Below are 1,696 nucleotides of genomic sequence, written 5' to 3' on the forward strand. Positions count from 1 at the left end.
AAAGAAAATAAAATGCGATGCCATAACCGATTATGACAACGGCGGAAGGGGCAAGCTTAGTAAAGCCCTCGCTAGATTTTAATGCGGATGTTGCGATTACTTCGCCAACTATTGCGATAACAAGAAAAAGCCAGCCTTTCATGATGTATCTCCCAATTTGTGTAGGGCTTATTATGCACGCTTAAAAATAATAAAAGCAGACTTGACCTGATAGTTTGGCTGTGAGCAATTATGTGCTTAGTGCATCTAACGCCGGAGTTAAGCCGCCGCGCGTAGCGCGGTCGGCTTGAACGAATTGTTAGACATCATTTACCAACTGACTTGATGATCTCGCCTTTCACAAAGCGAATAAATTCTTCCAAGTGATCTGCGCGTGAGGCCAAGTGATCTTCTTTTTGTCCCAGATAAGCTTGCTTAGCTTCAAGTAAGACGGGCTGATACTGGGCAGGTAGGCGTTTTATTGCCCAGTCGGCAGCGACATCCTTCGGCGCGATTTTGCCGGTTATTGCGCTGTACCAAATGCGGGACAACGTAAGCACTACATTTCGCTCATCGCCGGCCCAGTCGGGCTGCGAGTTCCATAGCTTCAAGGTTTCCCTCAGCGCCTCGAATAGATCCTGTTCAGGAACCGGGTCAAAGAATTCCTCCGCTGCCGGACCTACCAAGGCAACGCTATGTTCTCTTGCTTTTGTAAGCAGGATAGCTAGATCAATGTCGATCATGGCTGGCTCGAAGATACCCGCAAGAATGTCATTGCGCTGCCATTCTCCAAATTGCAGCTCGCGCTTAGCCGGATAACGCCACGGGATGATGTCGTCATGCACGACAAGGGTGACTTCTATAGCGCGGAGCGTCTCGCTCTCGCCAGGGAAAGCCGAAGCCTCCATAAGGTCATTGAGCAATGCTCGCCGCGTCGTTTCATCAAGCTTTACGGCCACAGTAACCAACAAATCAATATCGCTGTATGGCTTCAGGCCGCCATCCACTGCGGAGCCGTACAAATGCACGGCCAGCAACGTTGATTCCAGATGGCGCTCAATGACGCTTAGCACCTCTGATAGTTGGTTCGAAATTTCGATGGTCACCGCTACCCTCATGATGTCTAACGTCTGGCACAGCTGCCGACAAAATTGGCGCTTGTTTTGCCGGCTTTTTGGCAAAACAAGTGACACTTTTGGCGGTCAGTTGCTGCCACTTGTTAACCCTTTTGCCAGATTTGGTAACTATAATTTATGTTAGACACGAAGTCTTGGCTAAAAACTGGCCTAAAACTACTGGGGATTTCTGGAAAATAGACATCACCTTCTGGCTCAATGTCGATTGTTGAAATATGTAAAGTATCAACTTTATCGATCAGGCTTTTGTATATTTCACCACCACCAGACACAATCACATGATCCGTTATCGTCTTCAGATGATTTAGCGCTTCATCGATAGATGGAAATACCAATACATTCTCATCACTGGAAGTGAAGCTTGAACGAGTTACAACGGCATATTTTCGGTTGGGTAAAGCCCCCATTGACTCGAAAGTCTTTCGGCCTACCAAAAGCCACTGATTATAGGTAATCGCTTTGAAGAGTAATTGTTCCCCTTTGGCACTCCATGGAATATCTGGGCCATTTCCGATAACTCCATTCTTCGAAATTGCTGCCATTAGTGATAGTTTCACGATACTTCCTTAGGGGTTAACTTT

Annotated in this window: 3 protein-coding genes; all 3 read right to left on the minus strand. The window is 46.9% G+C overall.

The window, feature by feature from the left end; translation table 11 throughout:
• The coding region (locus PSF42_RS20645) for a DMT family transporter (protein WP_038349987.1) at positions 1–142 on the minus strand (142 nt) is incomplete at its 3' end.
• 163 nt (positions 143–305) lie between these two features.
• Complete coding sequence (locus PSF42_RS20650; RefSeq protein ID WP_001261740.1) at positions 306–1,097, minus strand: ANT(3'')-Ia family aminoglycoside nucleotidyltransferase AadA2; 792 nt, start codon at positions 1,095–1,097, stop codon at positions 306–308.
• 101 nt (positions 1,098–1,198) lie between these two features.
• Complete coding sequence (dfrA15, locus tag PSF42_RS20655; protein WP_001355915.1) at positions 1,199–1,672, minus strand: trimethoprim-resistant dihydrofolate reductase DfrA15; 474 nt, start codon at positions 1,670–1,672, stop codon at positions 1,199–1,201.
• Between the last annotated feature and the right edge of the window lie 24 nt (positions 1,673–1,696).

Origin of the sequence: Providencia sp. PROV032, from assembly GCF_028484875.1 — a bacterium.
GTDB classification, from domain to species: domain Bacteria; phylum Pseudomonadota; class Gammaproteobacteria; order Enterobacterales; family Enterobacteriaceae; genus Providencia; species Providencia rettgeri_E.

What these genes read in the sequence shown, in the direction of transcription:
- PSF42_RS20650 (WP_001261740.1), bottom strand. Translation starts at nt 1,097, where the DNA reads ATGAGGGTAGCGGTGACCATCGAAATTTCGAACCAACTATCAGAGGTG.